Annotated in this window: 23 protein-coding genes and 5 pseudogenes; 19 read left to right on the plus strand and 9 right to left on the minus strand. The window is 64.3% G+C overall.

The annotated features are described in order from the left end of the window. Positions 1 to 47: 47 nt before the first annotated feature. Both LAJ19_RS17100 and LAJ19_RS21865 read right to left on the minus strand, forming a co-directional pair. Positions 48 to 1,301: an ABC transporter substrate-binding protein gene (locus LAJ19_RS17100; RefSeq protein WP_225524006.1), complete on the minus strand. Its 1,254-nt coding sequence runs from the start codon at positions 1,299 to 1,301 to the stop codon at positions 48 to 50. 222 nt (positions 1,302 to 1,523) lie between these two features. Continuing rightward, positions 1,524 to 1,637 (minus strand): annotated as a pseudogene (locus tag LAJ19_RS21865) (IS4 family transposase); the annotation flags it as partial. Between the two features lie 77 nt (positions 1,638 to 1,714). Here LAJ19_RS21865 and LAJ19_RS17105 point away from each other — a divergent pair. From LAJ19_RS17105 to LAJ19_RS17140, 7 genes and pseudogenes are all read left to right on the plus strand, one after another. Next, entirely contained in the window at positions 1,715 to 1,981 is a 267-nt protein-coding gene (locus tag LAJ19_RS17105) for a transposase (RefSeq protein WP_225523704.1), read from the plus strand. Between the two features lie 56 nt (positions 1,982 to 2,037). Further along, on the plus strand, positions 2,038 to 2,271 hold the full coding sequence (locus LAJ19_RS22170) for an IS3 family transposase (protein WP_225523705.1): 234 nt from the start codon (positions 2,038 to 2,040) through the stop codon (positions 2,269 to 2,271). A 31-nt stretch (positions 2,272 to 2,302) separates the two neighbouring features. Then, positions 2,303 to 2,662 (plus strand): DDE-type integrase/transposase/recombinase, encoded by a 360-nt coding sequence (locus LAJ19_RS17115; RefSeq protein ID WP_225523706.1) that lies wholly within the window; start codon positions 2,303 to 2,305, stop codon positions 2,660 to 2,662. 55 nt (positions 2,663 to 2,717) lie between these two features. Continuing rightward, positions 2,718 to 3,889, plus strand: a pseudogene (locus LAJ19_RS17125) (IS3 family transposase). Further along, the gene (locus LAJ19_RS22175) at positions 3,886 to 4,080 is read left to right on the plus strand and encodes a transposase (RefSeq protein ID WP_225524007.1); all 195 of its coding nucleotides are present in this window, start codon (positions 3,886 to 3,888) and stop codon (positions 4,078 to 4,080) included. Before LAJ19_RS17125 ends, LAJ19_RS22175 begins: the two are co-directional and overlap by 4 nt. 29 nt (positions 4,081 to 4,109) lie before the next feature. Then, positions 4,110 to 4,319 (plus strand): annotated as a pseudogene (locus LAJ19_RS22180) (helix-turn-helix domain-containing protein); the annotation flags it as partial. Next, positions 4,231 to 4,878, plus strand: a complete 648-nt coding sequence (locus tag LAJ19_RS17140; RefSeq protein WP_228758029.1) for an IS630 family transposase — start codon at positions 4,231 to 4,233, stop codon at positions 4,876 to 4,878. The pseudogene LAJ19_RS22180 and the gene LAJ19_RS17140, both read left to right, overlap by 89 nt. 180 nt (positions 4,879 to 5,058) lie before the next feature. Here LAJ19_RS17140 and LAJ19_RS17145 read toward each other — a convergent pair whose 3' ends face one another. From LAJ19_RS17145 to LAJ19_RS17155, 3 genes are read right to left on the minus strand one after another with little or no spacing between them, the layout of a single operon-like run. Beyond that, entirely contained in the window at positions 5,059 to 5,397 is a 339-nt protein-coding gene (locus LAJ19_RS17145; protein ID WP_225523708.1) for a rhodanese-like domain-containing protein, read from the minus strand. A gap of 26 nt (positions 5,398 to 5,423) precedes the next feature. Then, the gene (locus LAJ19_RS17150; RefSeq protein WP_225523709.1) at positions 5,424 to 5,819 is read right to left on the minus strand and encodes a hypothetical protein; all 396 of its coding nucleotides are present in this window, start codon (positions 5,817 to 5,819) and stop codon (positions 5,424 to 5,426) included. Beyond that, on the minus strand, positions 5,816 to 6,130 hold the full coding sequence (locus tag LAJ19_RS17155) for a metalloregulator ArsR/SmtB family transcription factor (RefSeq protein ID WP_225523710.1): 315 nt from the start codon (positions 6,128 to 6,130) through the stop codon (positions 5,816 to 5,818). The genes LAJ19_RS17150 and LAJ19_RS17155 overlap by 4 nt, the downstream gene beginning before the upstream one ends. A 287-nt stretch (positions 6,131 to 6,417) precedes the next feature. On the opposite strand from LAJ19_RS17155, the pseudogene LAJ19_RS17160 reads away from it, so the two are divergent. After that, positions 6,418 to 6,621: pseudogene (locus LAJ19_RS17160) on the plus strand (transposase family protein); the annotation flags it as partial. A gap of 142 nt (positions 6,622 to 6,763) precedes the next feature. Then, a pseudogene (locus LAJ19_RS17165) lies at positions 6,764 to 7,086 on the plus strand (hypothetical protein). Between the two features lie 303 nt (positions 7,087 to 7,389). On the opposite strand, the gene LAJ19_RS17170 reads toward LAJ19_RS17165, so the two are convergent. Next, positions 7,390 to 8,474, minus strand: a protein-coding gene (locus tag LAJ19_RS17170) for an IS3 family transposase (RefSeq protein ID WP_225524009.1) whose coding sequence is annotated in 2 segments (ribosomal slippage) — positions 7,390 to 8,255 and positions 8,255 to 8,474 — 1,086 coding nt in all. Because the reading frame shifts where the segments join, the coding sequence is not laid out codon by codon here. A gap of 667 nt (positions 8,475 to 9,141) precedes the next feature. Between LAJ19_RS17170 and LAJ19_RS17175 the strand changes: the two genes are divergently transcribed. The 4 genes from LAJ19_RS17175 (at position 9,142) to LAJ19_RS17190 (ending at position 14,778) form a co-directional block, all read left to right on the plus strand. Next, positions 9,142 to 10,344, plus strand: coding sequence for a benzoate/H(+) symporter BenE family transporter (locus LAJ19_RS17175; RefSeq protein ID WP_225523712.1), 1,203 nt, complete (start codon positions 9,142 to 9,144; stop codon positions 10,342 to 10,344). Positions 10,345 to 11,048: 704 nt separating this feature from the next. Continuing rightward, entirely contained in the window at positions 11,049 to 12,227 is a 1,179-nt protein-coding gene (locus LAJ19_RS17180; protein WP_225523713.1) for a M20 family metallopeptidase, read from the plus strand. Positions 12,228 to 12,535: 308 nt separating this feature from the next. After that, positions 12,536 to 14,122 carry an ABC transporter substrate-binding protein gene (locus LAJ19_RS17185; RefSeq protein WP_225523714.1) on the plus strand — a complete coding sequence of 529 codons (1,587 nt, stop codon included), beginning with the start codon at positions 12,536 to 12,538 and terminating at the stop codon, positions 14,120 to 14,122. Between the two features lie 242 nt (positions 14,123 to 14,364). Beyond that, complete coding sequence (locus LAJ19_RS17190) at positions 14,365 to 14,778, plus strand: HIT family protein (protein WP_225523715.1); 414 nt, start codon at positions 14,365 to 14,367, stop codon at positions 14,776 to 14,778. A gap of 122 nt (positions 14,779 to 14,900) precedes the next feature. Here the strand turns inward: LAJ19_RS17190 and LAJ19_RS17195 are convergent, their stop codons facing one another. The 3 genes from LAJ19_RS17195 to LAJ19_RS21765 form a co-directional block, all read right to left on the minus strand. Continuing rightward, positions 14,901 to 15,722, minus strand: a complete 822-nt coding sequence (locus LAJ19_RS17195; RefSeq protein ID WP_225523716.1) for an AraC family transcriptional regulator — start codon at positions 15,720 to 15,722, stop codon at positions 14,901 to 14,903. A 296-nt stretch (positions 15,723 to 16,018) separates the two neighbouring features. Continuing rightward, positions 16,019 to 16,330: a hypothetical protein gene (locus LAJ19_RS21760; protein ID WP_349774846.1), complete on the minus strand. Its 312-nt coding sequence runs from the start codon at positions 16,328 to 16,330 to the stop codon at positions 16,019 to 16,021. Positions 16,331 to 16,334: 4 nt separating this feature from the next. After that, the gene (locus tag LAJ19_RS21765) at positions 16,335 to 16,760 is read right to left on the minus strand and encodes an NAD(P)H-dependent oxidoreductase (RefSeq protein ID WP_255639889.1); all 426 of its coding nucleotides are present in this window, start codon (positions 16,758 to 16,760) and stop codon (positions 16,335 to 16,337) included. A gap of 477 nt (positions 16,761 to 17,237) precedes the next feature. Here LAJ19_RS21765 and LAJ19_RS17205 point away from each other — a divergent pair, with 477 nt between their 5' ends. Genes LAJ19_RS17205 through LAJ19_RS17230 form a run of 6 tightly spaced genes read left to right on the plus strand, consistent with a single transcriptional unit; the run spans position 17,238 to position 22,871 of the window. Beyond that, positions 17,238 to 18,641 carry an MmgE/PrpD family protein gene (locus LAJ19_RS17205; RefSeq protein ID WP_225523717.1) on the plus strand — a complete coding sequence of 468 codons (1,404 nt, stop codon included), beginning with the start codon at positions 17,238 to 17,240 and terminating at the stop codon, positions 18,639 to 18,641. Next, on the plus strand, positions 18,634 to 19,185 hold the full coding sequence (locus tag LAJ19_RS17210) for a thiamine pyrophosphate-binding protein (RefSeq protein ID WP_225523718.1): 552 nt from the start codon (positions 18,634 to 18,636) through the stop codon (positions 19,183 to 19,185). The genes LAJ19_RS17205 and LAJ19_RS17210 overlap by 8 nt, the downstream gene beginning before the upstream one ends. Further along, positions 19,182 to 19,775, plus strand: coding sequence for a thiamine pyrophosphate-dependent enzyme (locus LAJ19_RS17215; RefSeq protein ID WP_225523719.1), 594 nt, complete (start codon positions 19,182 to 19,184; stop codon positions 19,773 to 19,775). Before LAJ19_RS17210 ends, LAJ19_RS17215 begins: the two co-directional genes overlap by 4 nt. Before the next feature lie 7 nt (positions 19,776 to 19,782). Further along, positions 19,783 to 20,571: a LamB/YcsF family protein gene (locus tag LAJ19_RS17220; RefSeq protein ID WP_225523720.1), complete on the plus strand. Its 789-nt coding sequence runs from the start codon at positions 19,783 to 19,785 to the stop codon at positions 20,569 to 20,571. A 17-nt stretch (positions 20,572 to 20,588) separates the two neighbouring features. Further along, the gene (locus LAJ19_RS17225; RefSeq protein WP_225524010.1) at positions 20,589 to 21,731 is read left to right on the plus strand and encodes an acyl-CoA dehydrogenase family protein; all 1,143 of its coding nucleotides are present in this window, start codon (positions 20,589 to 20,591) and stop codon (positions 21,729 to 21,731) included. After that, entirely contained in the window at positions 21,732 to 22,871 is a 1,140-nt protein-coding gene (locus LAJ19_RS17230) for a CaiB/BaiF CoA transferase family protein (RefSeq protein ID WP_225523721.1), read from the plus strand. The last annotated feature ends 9 nt before the right edge of the window (positions 22,872 to 22,880 follow it).

The following is a 22,880-nucleotide window of genomic DNA, read 5'->3' on the forward strand; positions in this document are numbered from 1 at the left end:
TCAACTCACCGCCGCGGCTCAGGGCCCTCGCCACGGGCGCGTCGGCCTTATTTGCCCTTCTGCGGCGCGTACCAGGAGCCCAGGTTCTTCTGCACCAGGTCAGCGGCAGCTTTCGGGGTCATGCTGCCGTTCAGAAGCTGCGCACTGACATTCCACAGATCATTCTCGTTGTTCGGGTTGGCGTTACGCGACAGGATCTGATACGAGGAGCGGAAGCTCTTGGCGCACTGGGTCCGCCACTTCAGGAATTCCTGGGCCACTGGGTCCTTGACGGTGTACTTCACGTTCGCCAGGGGAAAGAACCCCGGCAGCGCGTTGGCGTACAGCGTGGCAAACGCGTCGGACGCGACCCAGTTCAGGAACGTCCTGGCGGCCTCCTGGTTTTTGCTGGTGGCGTTGATGCCCATGCCAATATCGGGGTGGTCATCAATCACGCATTTCTTGCCGTTGATGGAGTACGGGGCGAACGCGCCCATTTCCATCTTGGGATTCATCTGCCGGAAGGTGCCAATGTCCCAGCTTCCGGCCGGGTAGATCACGCCGCGGCCCTGAGCAAACAGGTTCTGAGCATCCGGGTAGGCCAGCGCCTGGTAACCGTTGGGCAGGTAGGGCTTCCAGCTGGCCAGTGACGTAAAGGCCTGCAGAAACCCGCCTTTGTTGTACTGGGCCGCGCCGGAAATCAGACCTTTGCGTCCTTTCTCGCCGTCCCACGCCGTGGGGCCAATATTCTGGTAACCCATCGTTGCGGATTCCCACTGGTCCTTGGTGCCCATCACCAGCGGGGCGTACTTGCCGTTCTTTTTGATCTTGTCCAGCGTGCTGAGAAAAGCAGCTTCCGTTTTCGGAACGCTCAGGCCCAGCTCTTTGAACAGAGCCTTGTTGTAGATGAACCCGTGAATGACCGACGCCATCGGGACGCAGAAGGTGGTCTTCCCATCATCGGTGGACCACGCCGCTTTGGCGACCGGATCAAAGTTTTTCAGGCCGGTCAGGTCGTTCAGGCTGATGACCTGTTTGGCCTTATACAGCTCCAGACTCTTGTCGAACGGCCGGCAGGTGATCAGGTCTCCGGCTGTACCGGCCTTTAATTTTGCGTCAAGCACAGCGTTGTACTCGGCTGGCGCACTCGGGGCGAAAACCACCTGAATGTCCGGGTGCGCTTTTTGAAACGCGGGAATGATGCTGTCGCGCCAGACCTTGAGATCATCGTTGCGCCAGCTTTCGATGGTGAGCGTGGTTTTCTGTGCTCCAGCCAGACTGGCGAGAAGCAACACAGTAAGTGAAAAGCTCAGGCGTTTCATTGAAACCTCCTCAATCCATGTACCGAAGGGAGATGCTGGCTCCGTGCGCGAACAAAATCTGAAATGTGTTGTGGTTCGCTCACAGGTATACTCCTGGCGCAATTGCGGGTCAACAATCAACCGGGAAGGTGTCCAGATTTTGCAAAAGACCACCAGGGACTTCTTCAGAGGACACCCCCGGTCTGATGAAAAAGACGGGTCGAACCTGGCTACTCTTCGCCTTGCCAAAGGGCGCCAGGATGATGGCGACGGGCGCAGCAACAGGTCCTGAAGATGGTCCAGGCCGAGTCGGACGACGGACACCGTGCGGCGTACGTGGTTCTTGATTTGTGGCCCTGTATGGCCTGGTGGTGACGTGACCCCGGTTGGTCGGCCCACTCCGGATAAGACAAGATCGTCTCCAGGAAGGGGTCATGAAGCGCAAGCAGTGCAGCGAAAACGAGATCCTCGATGTCTTGGCCAAGGTCGAGGCGGGCACTGCGGTCGGTGACGTGGCCACGTTGTCCGGGGTATCCAAGGCCGCCATTCACCGCTGGCAGGCACGGTATGGCGGCATGACCAAGGACGGCGCGAAGCGCGTCCGTCAGCTGGAAGAAGAAAACCGCCGCCTGAAGAGACTTGTCGCGGATCTGGCACTCGATCACAGCATCCTGAAGGAGGTGGTGGGCCGACAGCGGTGAGTCCCCATCAGATGCCGCAGGTCTAGACGCCCCTCAAACGACGGGGCATCCGGCAAGTGCGGCACCTATTCGGGATCAGTGAGCGGCGGGCCTGCCGTAGCCTTGGTTTTCATCGTTCTACACAGCGTCATCGCGCGACGAGAGATGACCGTGATCTGGCGGACAAGCTCCGGACGCTCGCGTACGAGCGTCCCCGGTTCGGATATCGGCGTCTCCACATCCTTCTGCGCCGCCAGGGCGAGGCCGTCAACCACAAGCGCGTCTACCGCGTGTACTGGAATGAAGGCTGAGCGGTCCGCAAAAAGGCCCGCAGAAAGGGGGGTGGCGCAGACCAGACTGCCGCTCACGTCGCCGACCCGAGCGAATGAGCGCTGGAGCCTGGCCTTCGTCAGTGCCCAGCTGACCAACGGCCAGCGGTTGCCGCTCCTCAACGGCGTGGACGACGGCACACGGGAGTGCGTGCTCAGCTTTGCGTCGACGTCGATTCCCGGCAGCACCGTGGCGCGTCAGCTGGCAGCCGTAATTGAGGAACGCGGAAAACCCAAAGTGCTCCTGACCGACAACGTGCCAGAGAGTACGGGTCGGGCTCTGGATCAGTGGACGTACTCGCAGGGCATCACCCATCACTTCATTGATCTTGGAAAGCCCGTCCAGAACGCATACACAAATAGTTTCAACTGAACTGGATAGAGTTTGGTGGAGGGTAAGTTCAGTGTGATCCACACTGGAGGACAGAATGTCCGTACCCAAGCAGAAATTCACCGCTGAGTTCAAACAAGAAGCCGTCCGGCTGGTCCGCACGACCGGAAAGAGTTGCGCCCAGATTGCCCGTGACCTTGGCGTTCCCCCTCACTACGTGGTCCGGTGGAAGCAGCAGCAGGACACCCAGACGGCCGCTGGCCGCCCAGCCTTCACCGGGCGGGGAATCCCCGCCCTTTCACCACAGGAGGCTCGACTCAAGGAACTGGAGCGGGAACTGGAAATTGCACGACAGGAACGGGATATTCTGAAAAAAGCACTGGCCTTCTTCGCGAAGCAGCCCTGATCTTCAAATTCATCGAGGGGCACCAGAACGAGTTCCCAGTGGAACTGATGTGCCGGGTTCTCGAGGTGGGCATCAGCGGGTACTACGCTTCGCGGGGAAGGCCGGAGAGCAAGAGGATCACAAAAGACCGCGTGCTGATCGAGAAAATCAGGACCAGCTTCGAGGAAAGCCGGGGAACATACGGGGCGCTGCGCATCCAAGCCGACCTGAAGGCACAGGGAGAGCAGGTCAGTCGTCAGCGGATCAGGCGGCTCATGCGACAAGCCCTGCTTGTCGCACGTGGGAAACGGAAGTTCCGTACGACGACCAAAACGAAATCTTCGCGTCCAGTCGCAGAAAACATTCTTGATCGGGCATTCACTGCGGATGCCCCGAACCAGAAGTGGGTCACGGATATGACGTACCTACCCACCCGTGATGGCTGGTTGTACTTGGCAACGGTCATGGACCTGTACTCGAGGAAAATTGTCGGCTGGGCGCTGAATGAGCGACTTCAGACGCCGCTGGTCACAGCGGCGTTGGAGATGGCCGTAGCGCGTCGGAAACCACCAGGCGGACTCCTGCATCACTCGGATCGAGGGAGCCAGTATACGAGCGATGTGTACCAGCAGGCGCTGGACAGACTGCAGGCCGTTCAGAGTATGAGCGAGGCGGGGGATTGTTGGGATAATGCTGTCCAGGAAAGCTTTTTTGCGACATTGAAGACGGAGATGGGGCTTGGTGAAGCGCAGTGGGACCGTGCCCAGACACGGACAGAGGTGTTCGAGTGGATTGAAGTGTTCTATAACCGTCGCCGTCGTCACTCGTCGTTGGGGTATCAGTCACCGACGGCCTTCGAGGAGCAGGCTTACATCCTGAACTGAGGCTCCACCAAACCCTTGACAGATCAAACAGTCGGATGCGCGACGAGTTGCTGAATGTCCAACGGGTCCTGAGCATGCCGCAGATGAGGCTGAGCCACGCCATCTGGCGGCGGGATGACACCGTGGACCGTCCGCACAGCTCGCTCGGGAACCTCACGCCACAGCAGTTTGCCCGCCACTTGGCGGGCTGAAGTACGCTGGTCTCATTCGGCCTGGACCGATGCTTGGCACCCTCCTGCAGGAGGGTGCTCGCGCGTTCGGGTGTCTGGAGGACACGTGGACGACCTCTCGCGTGCGTGAGGTGATTGGTCGTCGGTTTGATGTCTGGTCCCACCCGGATCATGTTCGCAAGCTGTTTCGCCGGCTGGGCTTTTCACCTCAACGACCGAGCACAGGCGCGCTCGAGCAGGACGAGACCGCGGTGCGAATCTGGCTGCAGACCACACGCCCAGTGGTCGAAAAAAAAGGTCGCGCTCGGCGCGACCCTGGTGGATCTGGATGAAGTGAGCTTCAGCCTGAAGGGTGTGGTGCGCCGAACCTGGGCACCCAAAGGCAAGACCCTTCTGGTGCGTCTCCCGGCCCGTTGGCACAAGCTGTCCACGATTGGCGCGATCACGTCGACCGGTCAATTTCTGCAGCATACGCAGGCAGGCGCCATCAAGACGCCCGATGTCCTGGGAATTTTGGAACATGTCTTGACGCATGTCCCAGGTGAGGTGGTTGTGGTGCTGGACAATGCCGCCATTCACCGAGCGAAAGCCGTATCGGCTTTCGTAGAGACCGGAGAACGCCTCACCCTGGTCTATGTGCCGCCCTCCTCGCCAGAATTGAATCCTATTGAGAAGGTCTGGGCCGATGTCAAGCGCAACGTGCTGGGCAATTTCTGTGCCAGGACGATCAAAGAACTCAAGGCGCGGCTGCGCTCGGGTTGGCAGCGGATGCGGTACATCAGCCTGCCACAGCGGCTGATGGCGGCAACTCCGATTTAAACCGGTATCAATAGTCAACCGTAGACTGACATTCTTGGAACGTTTATGCATTAGCAGCAACTGGACGCTGTTTAGGTGCTGCTTTGTCAGTTCTTGGCGGCTATGGAAAAGCGACTCTAAGGCTATGCAGTGATCGAGCTGCCGCAACAAGACGATGCTCAAACCATCCGCGCAGCCGTGTCAGGTCCCAGCCTCGAACGGCAGCCCGGCGCTGTTCCATCCCGTGATTCCGGCCGACATGACTGACACATCACTGTAGCCCAGCTTGATGGCGTGCTTCGCCGCCTGGGGCGCCTTACGGCAGAACGGGTTTGAGCAGTAGAAGACCAGCGGTACGTCGCGTTTATTCGGCAGGGCGGCCGGATCGAAGTCAACACTGAGGTTGAGCGCGCCGGGCACGTGTGCGCTCAACCAGGACTGGGGGGCGTTGACGTCGATGACGATAACGCCTCCGTTCTGCATGCGGTGGTGGAGTTCCTGGCAGCTGATGGACTTCAAACCCATGAACATGGCAAACATGGCGACTCCTGAGGTGATTGAAGGGCTTATTGTCTGGGGCAGCTGGTGCCGATTCGAGTGACACGCAGCGTTGCGGCAAACAGGGCGGTGAGCAGGATCGCTGCACTCACCGGGAATGCCAGAGCGGGCGGGGCGAACAGCGAAGCGAGCATGTAGCCCATGCCTCCAAGGACCATGCTCCAGCCGGCGACACGGCGTGCCGCCTGAGCGGCCGCACCCGATTGCACCCGCCACCTGCGTCCGAGCGTCTTGGGAATGGCATTTGAATTGACGACCACGACCAGCCCGAACACGGCGCCCATCAGGCGGATCGACAGTTCTTTGCTGATGTAGACAGGCTGCAGCCATTGCAGCACCACCGCAATGCCGATGATGAGTGCTGCGCCAAGCAGGGCGCGGCCGAGGCGAAACAAAGGGTTCATCGTGACTCCTTATGGGGTGAGCCGGAAGGCTTGCCGGCCTTGGTTCGTGTGACTTGCAGGCCAAAGGCCTCGGCAAACATCAGCAGCGCATCTTCGAGCACAGACAGTTTGAGGTGGTAGGTGATTGTGCGGCCCTGCTTTACCGGTTCGATCAGGCCGGCGGCGACCAGGACGGCGAAGTGGGCCGACATGGTCGGTTTAGACACGTCGAAGAGTTGCGCCAGTTCGCCGGCGCCGAGCGGTCCGTTCTGCAAGTGCTGCAGGACTTGGCGCCGGGTTGGGTCCGACAAGGCTTTGAACACGGCGCTCATAATTGGATTATTAGCTAAGAATCGAACAATTGCAAGCCCCGCACTCAGGTGCTGCCGGCTCGGGGCCGACGATGGGTCAGAAGACTGGGGGCAGCGCATTAGGCAGGAGCAACAGGCAAAATGGATCGAGGAACACCCTGAGCGAGTCTCGGTGCTGCTTGCGCGAGAAGCGCGGGAGACCGTCAGAATACAGTCGTCTGGAACGTTGTTCTTTTGGGTTCACACCCCATCATGGGACCAAAAGCACGTCACAGACGGTTTTTTTAAACCTGCAAGATCTGAGTCAACTCAGCGACGAACAGCGGGAGCCCAATCGGCTGATTGCCAAGGTGCGGATCACCGCCGAGAACAGCATTAACCGCATGAAGAAGTTCCGCGCCTGCAACGCGTTCTTCAGGAACCAGACCGCACGGCACGGTCTGATCTGGGGCTGTGTCGCCGGACTCGTCAATCGCCGCTGGCAACGCCGACTCCACCTGTCCATACACTGAATTCAGGGCTAAGCCAGCGGGGCGACGGTTCCCGTCGCCCCGCTCCCCCTTCGACTACTGCGCAATAGGTCTTCAGGGTATGGACAAAGATCTGCTGAAAAAGGCCGGCACGATGCTCCCGCACCTGCCCCTCTTCGCGCGCATGTCGAGCATGCGCGCCCTCCTGTGCTCGCCAGTCACATGGAGGAGTGCCACGACCGGGGCACGCTGGTCAGTGCCACCGGCATCACCCTGGTCGGACAGGCGATGCAAACCACGGACACAGTGGCGACCAGCAAGGGCGTGGTGACGGCGCCGGTGGCGTACCAGGTTCTGCATCGTCTCAAGGGCCACGAAGCCCCCGAATACGCCGTGACCCGGGACGAGCTCAAGGCGCTGAACGCTACGGCTATAGACACGTCGGCCGCCAGTGACGACCTGCGCGCTTTCTGGGAGACCCTCACGCGGCTCAACGTACCTCAGTAGACACGCTCTGGGGCGGCGCCGGACGAAGTCCCTGTCACGGCGTAACCCCTGCAGGCGCGGCCGCTCCTTTGGGAGCGGTTTTCGCGTTCAACTCCGTTCCCTTGACAAGGGGGTGATCCCTTCATTGCCCTGATCACCTCCTGGGCCGGAACAACCACCTACCCCCCGGGGACACTGACGCATGTGGCCCACTGTCCCGGAGGAAAAATGGACAACGCGAAACCCTCACAAGCAGGCGCTCTTGAAGATCAAGCTGAGGTTCCCCCCTCGGTCGGTCCAATCCGGTTGCAATGAAATCGCACCTCAGCCCGCCTGTATCAGGCGGGCAAACGTTTGAGGTGAGTGGTTGTCGAGGGAACTGTGCGGACGGATCTGGTTGTCGTCCTGGTGCCAGGCAGACACGATCAGACGGGCCTGAGGCAGCGCCTGAAACCAATGGAGATTCAGGCACTCATCCCGGACCCGCCCATTGAAACTCTCGATATAGGCATTCTCGGTGGGCTTTCCAGGGCGGTTGAGGTGGTGGATAATCCCGCGTTCGTGGGCCCATTGATCCAGCGCTTTGCTGATGAATTCCGGGCCATTGTCAGTGACAATCATGGCTGGTTGAGCGCGCTCAGCCAGCACGCCGGTCAGCAATCGGGCGACATCTGCACCGGTGATCGAAGTGCCGACATGCATGAGCAGGCATTCCCGGGTAAAGTCGTCCACCACGTTGAACACCCGGAAGCGCTGCCCTGAGGCCAGTTGATCGGACATGACATCCATGCTCCAGCGCTGATTCGCTGCACAAACGAGCGGTTTGTGCAGCCGTTCTCCGGCGGCCAGCCTCTTGCGGGCCTTGCGACGCACAGCCAGCCCTTCAGCACGGTACATCCGGTACGCCCGTTTGTGGTTCACCCTGTGTCCTTCGCGCTCCAGCATCACATGGAGACGACGGTCACCGAACCGAGGTCGTTCGCCTGCCAACTCTCGCAGCCGGGTCTTCAAGGTTTCGTCTTTTTCCTGTCCAGGGCTGTTGTGCCTGTGTGTGGATCGCCAGAAGCCCAGCTGGCGACATGCCCGCCGTTCGGTGACCCCAAAGCGCGGGCGGACAAATCCCACCATCTCCCGCTTCAACGGGGTCTGGGATTGTGGGGTCGCCTCGGGCGTCACCACTTTTTTGCGACCCTCTCCTTCAGCACCAGGTTGTCCAGCGAAAGATCGGCCACCAGCTTCTTCAGACGGCGGTTTTCCTCCTCCAGGCGATGAAACCGTTTGGTTTCGTCTGTTGTCATCCCACCGGACTTCGCCTTCCAGCGGTGGATGGTACTGACCACGATGCCATGGAGCCGCGTGAGCTCGGCCAGCGGTTGACCAGCCTCGCCCTGCCCAAGGATCTCCAGAATCTGTTGCTCGGTCTACCGTGTCCCTTTCATTGCGCCTCCGGTTGGCTCATCTTGTCGCAATCGGAGTGGACCGAGAAACAGGGGTCACGTCAATCAGGTGCTGACCCCTGAGCACCGACACCCTGCCATGCCTGGAGAAGCTTTGAAAGGAACGGGCGTTACACGTCCAGAACGCCTGGAACGGCTCATTGGGTTGGCCGTGCGGGCTCGGCGGTCCGCGGGTCGGCGTCTGGCTGCATGAGATCGGTGCTGATCCCCAGCCTTCTGAAAGGGGGCTTCGCCCGCTCCGGTTCCGGCTGGGGACGGAATGCGGTGAGACGAAATCAGAATGAACTTCCCGCTCCCCTGACCGGGTCGACCCTGCCTTTTCCGCCACCCGGCATGGTTGGGGATCAAGTGGGCCGCATCTGAACGCTGAGGCTATTTCACGCGCCCCTGGGCCGGCACGCCCTACAGTGAACTGGCATGCTCGACTGTCGACGGTCCCGTGACGCGCACCCCGCGCCCCTGTGGGCAGGGGCCTTCCCCACGCGCGAGGTGAGGAACAGCAGATGAACCCCCTCCTTCACCTGCTCAGCGCGCCACCTCTCGCCCGCCCGGCCTCCAGCACCGGGTCCCTCATGCGGGCGAAGAGAAGGCCCCGTCACGGCCTGCCGGCGCGGCGCGCATGACCGGCCGGGCCCCCTCACCGCTTCAGGATCTCGCGGCTCCCCTGCTCGCGGGCCTGATTGCCGTGCTGGTGAGTGCGTCCAGCAACCTGCCGCTGTTCATGCAGCTGTTTACCGCTGCGCACTTCACGCCGGCCCAGTCGGTCAGCAGCCTGAGCAGCATGTACCTGGCCCTGGCTGTGCTGGGCGCCGCGTTGTGTCTGCGTTACCGCGCTCCGATCATCCTCGGGTGGAACACGGCGGGGATCGCCGTGCTGATCGCCGAAGGGCCTCACTTCACGCCGGGGGACATCGTCGGGGCGCTGCTCGTCAGTGCCGTGACCCTCACCGTGCTGGGCCTGACCGGCCTGTTCGACCGCCTCGCCCGGAAGCTGCCGCCGCCGCTGGCTGCCGCGCTGCTCGCCGGAGTGCTGCTCCCGTTCGTACTGCGGGGCATGGCGGCCGTCCCGGCCGCGCCGGCCCTGCTGGTGCCGATGTTCGCTGCGTACCTGCTGGGCCGCGCCTTTCTGCCGCGCTGGGCGGTCCCGTTCGCCCTGCTCGCCGGGCTGGGTGCCGCGGCGCTCACCGGTGAGTTGCACCCCCGCGTAGTTCATCCGCTGGGCGCGCTGACCTTTACCCAGCCGACCTTCAACCTGCGGGCCATCCTGGCGATTGCCGTGCCGAGTGTGGTGTTCGCAGTTGCCTCGCAGAACCTGCCGGGCCTGGCGATCCTCCACGCGAGCGGCTACCGCAGTGTCCCGGCCCGTCCGCTGGTGACCCTGACCGGAGCGGCCGGCGCGCTGGCCTCGCTTTTCGGGAGCATCACACTGAATCTGGGGGCTATCACTGCAGCCATCTGCACCGGGCCAGACGCGCATCCGGATCCGGCCCGTCGATTTATCGCCGGACTGAGTTGCGCCGCAGGCTACCTGGGCCTGGCATTGTGCGGCGGCGCGCTGCTGGGCCTGGCGGGTGCGTTCCCGGCGCCTCTGCTTCAGGGGCTGGCGGGCCTGGCGTTGCTGGGGCCGCTGATGAGTGGCCGGGAAGGCACGCTGGCTGCGGAGCCTCACTGGCGGGAGGGCGCGCTGCTGACCCTGGTGATCACTGCGTCGGGGATGACGTGGCTCGGCCTGAGCGGGGCCGTGTGGGGCCTGGCGCTGGGTTGGGGTCTGGCGTGGCTGCGAGGCCGGCAGCTCCTGAGCCACGAGGCCCGGCGCCCGTGATGCTGAAGGTGGACGGCTCGACCACGGCGGCCCGGTCAGCGGAACGCAGCGTGTGCGCAGAGCGTCCGGAGAAGCGCGCCAGAGTGCGGCCAAGGCAAGGTTCGGCCCAGGCCACCTGTGTGCGCCCGGCCGCGCTCATGACCACCATGAACAGGGAGAGACGCCAGGACACGACGCACTGCTGGGCCAAGGAGGCCTCAGGCTGTTCTGGATGAGGTGACGGCCAACACCTGCCGAGGTCGGCGTGCGCTGGCCGCTGAACCTCGCCTTGCGTTGATCTGGGGGCCGCGCGTGCACACGGGCAAGCCTGAGCTTTGGGAGGAGCTGTTGAGACGCAACGTCAGGGCTGGTCCTGCCCACTGTCGTCCAGGATGAACAGACGGGCGTGGAGGCAAATGAAGCACGGATCGCCCAGGGGAACGCGAGAAAACCGCTGGCCTGGGCGCTCCTGGCGTTCAAGCGGCAAAGACAGCTCGACAAGTTCAAATTTCTCTGAGGGGTTTGAATAAACTCGTTGTATGTTAAAATACGTTATCCAATTCAAAGCCGGCTGAATTTTTTATTTGCGTTCTCCGGGTTTTTTTAGGGTTCTTTAATGAACTGTTATGGTCCTGCTTCCTTGCGGCGGTGCAACGAAGGGCGCCTGCAGGGCCACAGGCTATTCATCCCGTCTCTCTCTCACCTGAGACCCAGAAGGATCAACGATGACACCTGTCAAAGAACCTCAATCCGCCCTGGACGCCCAGGTCATCGCCTGGCGCCGTCACCTGCATCAACATCCGGAACTGTCCTTCCAGGAACACGAAACAGCGAACTACGTGGAAGCGCAGTTGCGGCAGATGAAGGGGCTGAGCATCACCCGCCCAACCCCGACGAGCGTGTTGGCCGTCCTGCGTGGCCAGGCAGGAACAGGCCGCACGGTGCTGCTCCGGGCAGACATGGACGCACTGCCTATCCAGGAGAACACCGAGTTTGACTTCGCCTCGACAAATGATGGGGTGATGCACGCCTGCGGGCATGACGGTCACACGGCCATGCTCCTGGGCGCCGCCCAGGTGCTGACAGAACGGCAGGCGGAGCTTCGGGGAGAAATCCGCTTCATCTTTCAGCACGCAGAGGAACTGTTTCCCGGCGGTGGCCAGCAGGTGGTGGACGCTGGCGTGATGGATGGAGTCGATGTCGCCGTGGGCACCCACCTGTTCTCCCCCATTCCCGTCGGTCTTGTGGCACTGAAGTCGGGCGCATTGATGGCCGCCCCCGACACCTTCGAAGTGACGGTGGTCGGAAAAGGCGGGCACGGCGCCATGCCCCACGAAACCGTCGATCCCATCGTAATTGCGTGTCACGTCGTCACGGCGATGCAGTCCATTGTGTCCCGCCAGCGTGACCCGCTGGAACCCGCCGTCGTCAGCGTGACGACAATTCACGCAGGGACCGCCCACAACGTCATTCCCAACACGGCAGTCCTGACCGGCACGGTCAGAACGTTCGACCCGGCCCTGAGGGAGCAGATTCCCCAGCAGATGGAGCGGCTGGTGCGCGGCGTCACTGAAGGGTTCGGTGCCTCCTACGAGTTCAGGTACGAGCAGGGGTACCGGGCCACCGTGAACGATCCCGCGGTCACCGAGGTTCTGCGGGACGTGGTCCGGGACACGGTGGGCGCGGACGCGCTCGTTGAAGCGCAGCCGACGATGGGCGGGGAAGACTTCAGCGCGTACCTCACCCGGGCGCCTGGGACGTTCATCTTTATCGGAGCGCGCAATGAGGCGGCGGGCATTACGGCGCCGCATCACCACCCCAATTTCGCTATTGATGAAAGCGCCCTGGCCATCGGCGTCAAGGTGCTGGTCGGCGCCGCCCTGCGGCTGTCCACCGGTGCCTGACGCTGAGGCCTTCCCCACGAGGACGCGCCCCCGTGCGAGGTGCCTCCCGGACCCGCGCGGGGCGGCGGCCTGCTCTGCGCGGAGCCACGGCGTGTCCCCCCTGCGCTATCCTGACCTGGCCGATTAATTATGCAGCCGGGTCCCGAGCCGCACCCCGCCACACCAGAGCCCGCACGGTTCAATTTCGTCCCAGTAGCTAGATTCTGGATTGGGGCGCCCAGTTCCCAACCTGCACTTTTATCCAAACCTGCGTGTACGCCTGCCCTGACTTCGGTCCGCTCAAACGTCACTTCACCTCGGAGACCACTATGTTGAAACAACTGTTCTGCACTGGACTGACCCTCGCCCTGATCTCCAGCACCGCCAGCGCCAGCACCCTGGTGTTCGGCGCTGGCGGCGAGCCCGTCTCGCTGGACTCCGGCACCATCACCGACGGCAACTCGTCTCTGGCGCAGGCCCTCGTGTACGACATGCTGGTCCGGTTCAAGAAGGGAACCACGACCATCACGCCGGGTCTGGCCACCAGCTGGAAGGCCAACAAGGACGCCACCGAGTGGACCTTCACGTTGCGCCAGAACGTGAAGTTCTCCGACGGCACGCCGTTCAACGCGAACGCCGTGGTGTTCAACGTCAACCGCTGGTGGGACCAGGCGGCAGACACTGGAGCGAAGGAGCAGAACAAGTCCTTTACCTCCTGGACCTTTATCTTCGGGGGCTTCAAGGGCGAACAGAACAGCCTACTGAAGAGCGTCCGTGCTGACGGGCCGAACAAAGTCGTCTTTACGCTGAACCGCTCCTTTGCGCCCTTCCCCGAAGCCATCGCGACCCCCTTCTTTGGCATCGCCAGTCCAGACGCGGTCAAGAAGGCCGGCGCCCGGTACGGCACGCCCGCCGCCCTGCCCGTGGGCACCGGCCCGTTCATCATGCAGTCGTGGCGTACAGGCGACCGCATCACGCTGGTGCCCAACAAAGGCCACTGGGGCAGAAAGGCGAGCTACGACCAGCTTCAGCTGCGCTTCCTGAAAGACCCCAGTGTCCGCCTCAACGAGCTGAAGGCCGGCACCATCGACTTCACCACCGACCTCAATCCTGACCAGTTCAACGCTGTGAAAGCCGACAAGAACCTCAACCCGGTCATCATTCCCGGCTTCAACGTGGGTTTCCTCAGCCTGAACCTCGGCAACCAGAACCTGAAAAACGACAAGGTCCGGCAGGCCATCAGCATGGCGATCAACAAGAAAGCCATCGTCGAAGCCTTCTGGGGTGACCTGGGCGTGTCGGACGCCAGCTTCCTGCCGCCTGCGCTGAGCTGGGCCAACAGCAAGGCGGTCCCGGCCGACTACAAGTTCGATCCTGCCGCTGCCAAGAAACTGCTGGCCGAAGCGGGTTACCCGAACGGCTTCACCATCGACCTGTGGTACATGCCCGTCAGCCGCCCGTACTTTCCCACGCCCAAACCGATCGCCGAAGCGATGGCCGCAGACCTGGCCGCCATCGGCATCAAGGCAACTCTGAAAACGGAGGACTGGGCCAAGTACCTGGAGGACCGGAACAAGAAACCTGGGTTCGACATGTACATGATCGGCTGGACGGGACCGTACGCCAGCCCCTACAACTTCTACAACGTCTATTACGGTGAGGAAGCCGCGGCGGACAGCAACTACGGCAATCCCAAGCTGTTCCAGCTGTTGAGGACCGCTGTCGCCACCAGCAGCCGCACGGCACAGGCCAAAGCCTACGCCCAGGTTCACGAGATCTCCTATGACGCCAACGTCCGCATTCCTATCGTTCACTCCCGTCCACTCGCGGCGGCGCGGACCTACGTGAAAGGCTGGGTTCCGAGTCCTTCCGTGATCACACCGTTTGAAGACATCACCATCAACGAGAAAAAGTAAGGCGCGGTTGACCTCGGGCGCTCAGCAGGTGCCGCCTTAAGGTCAGTGGCGTCCTGAAAGGACGAAGGGCAGTCTCTGGATCTGTGATCCCCGAGCCTGCCCTTCGTCCTGCTGAGCCGCGGGCCAGCCCGACCCAGACGGCCCCCCGGAGCACTCCCCTTGCGCGGCAGGACCCTTCGGAAATCGTCCGCTGCGTTCCTGCACGCGCACGTCTGCCGGCGAAGCCCTATGCTCAGCCCAGCATGCGTTCATTGGTTCCCTGCCCCTACTGTGACCTCGCGGAACTGAGGCGTGACGCCTTCGTGCTCGAAAATGATCTGTGCCTCCTGAGCATCAAAGCCAGCGAAACCGGCGCGCTGGAAGGTGCAGGCATCATTGTTCCGAAAGCGCACCGGGTCACCGCGTTTGACCTCACGGCCGGGGAGTGGGCCGCCACACAGGAGCTGCTGCTTCAGGTCAAGGCCCACCTTGACGCTCAGCTCGCTCCTGATGGCTATAACGTCGGCTGGAACGTGGGTGACGTGGGAGGACAGCACGTGATGCACGCTCATCTTCATGTCATTCCCCGGTTCGCGGACGAGCCCAAGGCAGGACAGGGCATTCGCAGCCACCTGAAGTCCGCCGAGAACCGCCGCCTCCACCTGCCGCGGGTCTGAGAGGTTCGCCCAACGCCGCCGTCACTGGGCAGCTGCGCTCAGACCTGCGAAGGGTCGCAGGTCTGAGCGCATCGCCGGCGTGACCACCGGTGGGGTGGCCCCCGCCGCACAGACCGCTGGCATTACGCGGCGGACATGATCCGCTCCCGGTAGGCCTGCGGGCTGATTCCCGTCACCGAACGGAACTTTCTGGTAAAGGCGCTGTGGTCGCTGTAGCCGCAGGCGTGCGCGATTTCGGAAATGGAGAGGTCGGGTTCCCGAAGCAGGTTCACCGCCGCGTCCAGCCGGACTTTGATCAAGAACTGCTGCGGCGTCATGTGGCACACCCGCCGCATCAGCCGCTCGAAACTGTCTTCTGACAACCCGGCGCGCGCGGCCAGAGTGGGCACGCGCAGCGGCTGGTCGTAATGCCCGTGCATGTAACTCAGCGCCTCTGCGACCCGCGCGAAATCCTCGTGACGCTCGATGGTGGCGGGGACGTCGCGTGAAATGCCAATCAAGCCCACCACCTGACCTGCGGCGTTGCGCAGGGGGATCTTATGCGTCAGGCACCAGCTTGGCTCGCCCTGCGGGCCGAAATACATTTCCAGCACGTCGCGCAGTTCGCGGCCTTCGCGAACGGTCTGCACGTCCTGCTCGTTGAACCGCCGTCCAGGCTCCCCGATAAACACCTCTGCGGCCGTGCGGCCCAGCACGTCCCGCTTATGCTGAGCCCCGCTGCGACGCCGCAAGGTGTCATTCACGCTGACGTACCTTCCCTGCACGTCCTTGACGAAAAAGATCAGATCGGGCGCGCTGTCGAGCAGGGTTTCCAGCGGCCAACTCCCGTCGGGCGCGGGGCGCAACCACTCCCTGGGGTCGTCCATGCATTCACTTTGCCACACCCCATCCGGTCGGCGGGTGTGCCAGGTTCCGCACAGCACCAGGCCGTCCCGGTCAAGCACGGGACACTCTGCGTGGTCTGTGGTCAGTTCGGCTGGTTCAGTGTCCGTCCCACACCGGTCACCGCCACCGTTCTTCACCAGGCGGGCCCCCGCAGCAGCGGTTCGCGAGACCTCAATCCACCTGACCATTCGCGAAGGTCCGGCCGGGGGAAGACCGCTCCAATGAATCCACAGCAGGTGAGCGCCACCCCAGGGTGAACGCCAGACGCTGAACCGGCGCGTCGAACACCGGCCGGGGCAGGACTGGGGATTGAACATCCGGTGTATGAGGCGTGCTCACAGGCCTGGTGCTCCGTTCAGCAGGGGTCCCTGACGGGAAGCGGTTCAGGGGTGAATCCGGACCCCGAGACGCAGGACTGAGCCTCACGCCACCGGGTCGGTGGCGTGGCGTGCCTCATGTTCCACGGCAGCACGGGCCGGGCGCCGAGGTTCGAGAAGGCGCCGCACACCTGCCTCCGTCGCTCCTCGCGTTCCTCCGGGGTCTTGCGCACCGGGCTGCAACTCACGACGGGGGCGAGGACGGAGTACCCGACGAAAGAGAACATGCCGTGCTGGCTGTGAAACAGGGTGACGTCCATCTCGCCGTCCCGCGCCGCGGGTCCGAACATGTCCTCAGTACTGCCGGTCGTGAAGAGCAGCTTGGCCCGCCGCCCGCGCACCTCCCGTTTCGAAGCGGCCGACGCTGCCGCCGTAGACCACGCCCATCGTGAAGACCCGGTCCACCCCGCCTTTGAGCAGGGCCGGCAGGGAGAACCACCACATCGGGCAGGAGAACACCAGCAGGTCCGCCCGCTGCACCTCCTCAATCTCCGCCGCCACATCTGGGGCGAAGGTGCCGTGATTGACGGCCCTCACCTGCTCAACCTGCGGTTTGAAATGACCGACGAGCTCGTGCCGGAAGTTGTTCAGGCCAACTTCAGGGTTCCAGCCTATCCTGTACAGGTCGCGGATCTCGACCGTGTTAGTCCTGAGCTTCGAGGGCTTGCGAAGCCTCCCTCCTCTGGGCGGAGCAGAAGGATGCAGGTTCCGGGTGCGCATGAACGATCAGGGCGTAAAGGATGGGGATATCTCCTGGGAAACAGGGCAAAGGAAGGGCGGCGCTGGGTGGCCCCAGAAGGCGCGCCGCAGGGTGGTCTCCCTGCAGGAGCGCAGTCCATCGTCTCAGCCCACCGATAAGGGCACTCTTCCGCCGGGCAGAGACGCTGTCTTGTTTGGATCATCGCTTCAGCCTGCGGAAATCGGCATAAGGGGTCGCGGTGCAGCTGGGAACACCATCACACCCCGCACGGGTCTCATTCGCGTCACGGCCGCCGCTCTGGGCCGGTCGACACGCAGGCAAAGCCAGCTGAGGCCAGACGTCTGGCTGCACCAGATCACCCTGAACATCAAGCCATCCACCGGCCGTGACCTTCTGCCCTATGCCAATTTCCGCAGCACACCCTGGCGAAATGCTCAAGACACCCTGGCGCGGCCGAGCGGACAATGAGCAGCAACCCACCGTTCAAGGAGAACCGCGTGACCCACGCTGGAACCAGTGCCACCCTCGCCGCGTTCATGGCGAATCCGCCCGCCATTCCCGCTTCTGCCCTGGAGGACGCCCAGCGCAGCGTCCTCGACGGGCTGGGCTCTCTGCTCGCGGGATCTGTGGAACCGCCCGCCCGGATCGTGCAGGACCTCGTGCGTGACCTGGGCCGGGCGGACAACGCCACCGTCTTCGGAGCCGGGCGCGCCAGCGCCGCCGGTGCAGCCCTCGCCAACGGCGTCGCCACGCACATCCTGGAACTGGATGACATTCACAAGGGCTCCACTGTTCATGCGGCCGCGCCGATCATTCCCGCGGCCCTCGCCGTGGCCGAACGCGAACACCTGGGCGGCGCCGCGTTCCTGCGCGCCGTGGTCCTCGGCTACGACGCCGCGCTGCGGATCGGCGAAGCCGTCAACCCCAGCCATTACCGCCACTGGCATCCCACCGGGACAGTCGCCACCTTCGGCGCGGCGGTCGCGGCCGGCACCCTGATGGGCCTGGATGAGCGCCAGATGCTTGACGCGCTGGGCACCGCCGGCACCCAGGCGGCGGGCCTGTGGGAATTCAACGCGAGCGGTGCCATGAGCAAAACCCTGCACCCGGGCAAGGCGGCCATGAACGGCGTGATGGCCGCGGACCTGGCGCGGCGCGGTTTCACTGGCGCGTCTACCATCCTGGAAGGCCCGCGGGGCTTCTTCGCCGCGACCACCGCCGTCCATGACGCGGGGCGGGTGACCGCGGACCTCGGGGAAGTCTGGAAGGTCAGCGAGAACGGCTACAAGCTGTACGCCTGCTGCGGCCACACCCACACGGCCATCGACGCGGCCCTCTCCCTGCGTCAGGCCCACGGCTGGACGGCCGAACAGGTCCTGGCCCAGGTGCGTGAAGTGCGGGTCGCCACCTACGGCCCCGGCTGGGACATCGTGAGCGAACGCAACCCCCGCACGCCGTACCAGGCGAAATTCAGCCTCGCATACGTGGTGGGTGCGGCGCTGCTGGAAGGCGCCGTAGGCCTGGCGCAGTTCAGTGAGGACCGCTTTGGTCCGTCCGGCGTGACCCAGAACGCCCTGGCCCGTCTGCTCCTGCGGGTCCGCCCTGCCGTGTCTGCGGAGCTGACCGCCCTGTACCCGGCCGCCTGGCCCGCCCGTCTGGAAGTGGAACTGATGGACGGCCAGGTGCTCCGGGCGGGCGGAGACTTCCCCCGCGGCAACCAGGAAAACCCGGTGAGCACGGCGGAACTGGAAGCCAAGTTCCGCGCGCTGGTCGAACCTCGCCTCGGCGTGGCCGCCACCGGGCGCGCGCTTACGCTGGTCCGGACGCTCGAAGACATTCCCGATCTCGCGGTGGCGTGCGCGGACCTGAACGCCCTGTGCCAGGGAGCCCGACATGAGTGAATCTGTCTCCACCTTTCAGAATCCCGCCGGGACGTGGTCCCAGGCGGTCTACGACGTCCTGAGGGCCGAGGACGTCCGGCTGGTTCCCTTCGTGCCGGATGGAGGGCACCGCGGCCTGATCGAGCGCTGCCAGGCGGACCCGGAGATGCGCGCCGTAACCCTCACCACCGAGGAGGAAGGGGTGGCGCTGGCAGCCGGCGCCTGGGTGGGCGGCGTGCGGTCGGTGCTGCTGATGCAGTCGAGCGGGGTCGGCAACTGCGTCAACATGCTGTCCCTGCTCAAAACCTGCCAGATGCCGTTCGTCACCCTGGTGACCATGCGCGGCGAGTGGGGCGAATTCAATCCCTGGCAGGTCCCGATGGGTCAGGCCACCCCGGAGGTCCTCCGGGCCATGGGCGTCCTGGTGCAGCGGGTGGATGATCCGGAGCTGCTGCCGGGCGAGGTCAACGCGGCCCTGCGGCTGGCGTACAGCACGTACAGCCCGGTCGCCGTGCTGCTGTCGCAGAAGCTGCTGGGCGCCAAGACGTTTGGAGGAAGCAAATGAGCGCCGCCACACTGGAACGCCGGACCGTCATGGCCCAGCTGCTGGAGGACCGCGGGAGGATGCTGGTTGTGACCGGCCTGGGCGCCACCGCCTGGGACCTCGCTTCGCTGTCGGACAGCCCACAGGACTTCCCGTTGTGGGGCGCCATGGGCGGCGCGGCCATGTTCGGCCTGGGCCTGGCCCTCGCCCAGCCGGACCGGCCGGTGGTGGTCTTCACGGGTGACGGTGAACTGCTGATGGGCCTCGGCGCCCTGTCGACCATTGCGACCACACGGCCCTCCAACCTGAGCATCGTGGTGCTGGACAACGAACGCTACGGGGAAACCGGGGCGCAGCCCACCCATACTGCCGCCGGGGTGGACCTGGCGGGCGTGGCCCGCGCCTGCGGGTTCGAGCGGACCACCACCGTCCGGGAGATGGACGGCGTTCCTGCTCTGCGGGCAGAGCTGCATGCCGGCGGTGGCCCCCTCCTGGCGGTGGTGAAGGTGGCCCTCACGGCGGATCCCATGACCCTCCCGCCCCGGGACGGCACGTATCTGAAAAACCGCATGCGGGCCGCGCTGCTGGGCCCCAGCGCCATCTACGAGTGAGGATGTTATGTTCGTTGACCTGAACGCCGACGTGGGAGAAAGCTTCGGAGCCTGGACGCTCGGGCACGATGAAGCGCTGTTTCCCTTTCTGTCCTCCGCCAACGTCGCTTGCGGCTTTCACGCCGGGGATCCCCTCACCATGCACGCCACCCTCAAGCTGGCCCAGCGCTTCGGCGTGGGCGTGGGGGCTCACCCGGGCTTCCCCGACCGGGTGGGCTTCGGGCGGCGCCTCCTGGAAGCGGCGCCCGACGAGGTGTACGCGGACGTGCTGTACCAAGTGGCCGCCCTGGCCGGCATGGCGGCGTCTGTGGGGGTGCCCCTGCGGCACGTCAAGGCGCACGGCGCCCTGTCCACCCGCGCCTGGACGCACGCCCCGACAGCCCACGCCATCGCTCAGGCTGTGCGGGACGTCCACCCCGCGCTGCCCCTGGTGGTCCTGCCCGCCACCCTGCTGGAGACCGAAGCGCGCCGCCTGGGGGTGCCGGTCGTGCTGGAAACTTTTCCGGAGCGGGCCTACCTGCGTGACGGCCGCCTCGCGCCGCGGTCCATGCCGGGGTCCAGCATCCACGACCCGCAGGAAGCTGCCCGCCGCGCCGTGACCATGGTGAAAGAAGGCCACGTGGAGGCCCTGGATGGCGGTTTTTTCGAGTTCGAGATGGACACCCTGTGTATCCACGGCGACAACCCCCACGCCGTCGAGATCGCCCGCGCCGTCCGAGCCGCCCTGGAGGCCGAAGGCATCGAGATTCGCACCTTCGCCGCGCCCCACCTGTCTTCCTCCGAGGTGCCCTCGTGACCCAGCCCCGCCCTGCCATGACCTATCCCGAGCTTCGCGAACCGGTGCGTGACCTGTGCGCCCGCTTCGACACCCAGTACTGGCTGGAGGCTGAGCGTGCCGGGTACCCCGAGGCGTTCGTGGCCGCCCTGACCCAGGCCGGCTGGCTCGCCGCACTTATTCCCGAGGCGTACGGCGGCGCGGGACTGGGCCTGACCGAGGCGAGCGTGATTCTCGAGGAGATTAACCGCTCCGGCGCGAACTCCGGCGCCTGCCACGCGCAGATGTACATCATGGGGACCCTGCTGCGCCACGGGTCTGACGAGCAGAAAGCGCACTACCTGCCGCGCATCGCCAGCGGGGAACTGCGCCTTCAGTCCTTCGGAGTAACCGAGCCCACCACCGGCTCCGACACCACCCGCCTCAAGACGACCGCCGTGCGCCGGGGCGACACGTACGTGATCAATGGGCAGAAGGTGTGGACCTCCCGCCTTCAGCATTCCGACCTGCTGCTACTCCTGGCCCGGACCACGCCCCTGGCGGAGGTCCGCAAGAAAACAGACGGGCTTTCCACGTTCCTGGTGGATCTGCGCACCATCGACCGCAGCCGAATGACCGTGCGGCCCATCCAGAACATGGTGGGTCACGAAACGAACGAGGTGTTCTTCGACGACCTGGAGATTCCGGCCAGCAGTCTGGTCGGCCAGGAAGGGCAGGGCTTCCGGTACGTGCTTGACGGCATGAACGCCGAGCGGATCCTGATCGCCGCCGAGTGCGTCGGCGACGGATACTGGTTTACCGAAAGGTCCAGCCGCTACGCCGGCGAGCGGGTGGTATTCGACCGGCCGATCGGGCAGAACCAGGGCGTGCAGTTTCCGATAGCCCGCGCCTACGTGAACGTGCGCGCCGCCGACCTGATGCGCTACGAAGCAGCGGCGCTGTTCGACGCCGGTCAACCCTGCGGCGCCGAGGCCAACATGGCCAAACTGCTGGCGGCCGACGCCTCCTGGGAAGCGGCGAATGCCTGCCTGCAGACCCACGGTGGCTTCGGATTTGCCGCCGAGTACGACGTGGAACGCAAGTTCCGTGAAACGCGGCTGTATCAGGTCGCGCCGATCAGCACCAACCTGATCCTGTCGTTTGTCGGCGAGAAGGTCCTGGGTATGCCGAGGTCGTACTAGATGCTGCCCCTGGAGGGACTGCGGGTGATCGCCCTGGAACAGGCGGTCGCCGGGCCGTTCTGCTCGCGCCAGCTGGCGGACCTGGGGGCCGACGTCATCAAGGTGGAGCGTCCGGGCGAAGGGGACCTGGCGCGCGGCTACGACGGCGCCCTGGACGGGGTCTCCGCCTACTTTGCCTGGCTCAACCGCGGCAAGCGCAGTGTGGTGCTGGATCTGAAGAGCCCGCAGGGGGTGGCCGCCCTGGAGGGCTTGCTGGCCGGCGCGGATGTGTTCGTGCACAACCTGCTGCCCGGAGCGGTCGAGCGCCTGGGTTTTCGATGGGAGGACGTTCGCGGGCGCTTCCCACGCCTGATCTGGGTCTCCATCTCCGGCTATGGCCTGTCCGGTTCCTACGCTCAGAAAAAGGCGTACGACATGCTGATCCAGGCGGAAGCGGGCGTCATTTCAGTGACCGGCAGCGCCGACGAGCCTGCCAAGGTGGGCATCTCTGTGGCGGACATCGCCAGCGGGCTGTACGCCCATTCCAGCATCCTCGCGGCCCTGCTCAAACGCGGCCAGACGGGCCTGGGCGACCGCATCGAGATCTCGATGTTCGAGGCCCTCACCGAATGGATGACGCCGCCCATATACAGCCTGATCGGGCAGGGGCGCGCGCCGGGCCGGGCGGGGTTGCGGCACAACATGATCGTCCCCTACGGCGCCTACCGCTGCGCCGACGGGCAGGTGATGTTTGCCGTCCAGAACGAGCGCGAGTGGGTGAAGTTCTGCGCTGACGTGCTGGAGCAGCCGGATCTGGCCAGTGACGAACGCTTCGTCACCAATGCCCAGCGGCTCGCCTGGCGCTCGGCCCTCGAGACCATCATCGAAGCGGCCTTTGCTTCCCTGACGCGGGGTGAGGTGAGCGCCCGCCTGGACCAGGCCGGTATTGCCAGCGCCCGCGTCAACAGCGTGCAGGAGGTGGTGGACCACCCCCAGTTGCAGGACCGTCAGCGCTGGACACAGGTGCAGACCCCGGCCGGCACCATTCCGGCTCTGCTGCCGCCTCACAACATCGGGAGCGTTTCCCCACGGATGGGCCGGGTGCCCGCCCTGGGGGAGCACACCGCCGAGGTCCTGGCCGAACTGGAGCGCGCCCCATGAGTCCGGCCC

The sequence above is a fragment of the Deinococcus taeanensis genome (genome assembly GCF_020229735.1).
Classification (GTDB): domain Bacteria; phylum Deinococcota; class Deinococci; order Deinococcales; family Deinococcaceae; genus Deinococcus; species Deinococcus taeanensis.